The following is a 254-nucleotide window of genomic DNA, read 5'->3' as shown; positions in this document are numbered from 1 at the left end:
GTTAAGGTGTGGAACTTTGACCCCAAGTCGGTGAAAGCTTCGGGGACAGTGCAAAGATTAGATTCATGAGTCCACGAAAGATTGGCGTTACCGAGCTCGTGCTCCGCGACGCGCATCAGAGCCTGCTTGCCACTCGCATGGCCATGGAGGACATGGTTGATGCTTGTGCTGACATTGATGCGGCAGGCTTCTGGTCCGTTGAATGCTGGGGCGGAGCTACCTTCGATTCCTGCATCCGATTCCTCAACGAAGAC

General features: G+C 54.7%; 1 protein-coding gene. It reads left to right on the top strand.

Going from position 1 to position 254, the window contains the following annotated elements; translation table 11 throughout:
* Nucleotides 1–65 precede the first annotated feature (65 nt).
* The coding region (locus CUZ56_RS15285) for a hypothetical protein (protein ID WP_455431071.1) at nt 66–254 on the top strand (189 nt) is incomplete at its 3' end.

It is taken from the genome of Saezia sanguinis (assembly GCF_003991585.1).
Lineage (GTDB): Bacteria > Pseudomonadota > Gammaproteobacteria > Burkholderiales > Burkholderiaceae_C > Saezia > Saezia sanguinis.
This window is presented reverse-complemented; position numbering and strand designations above follow the sequence as displayed.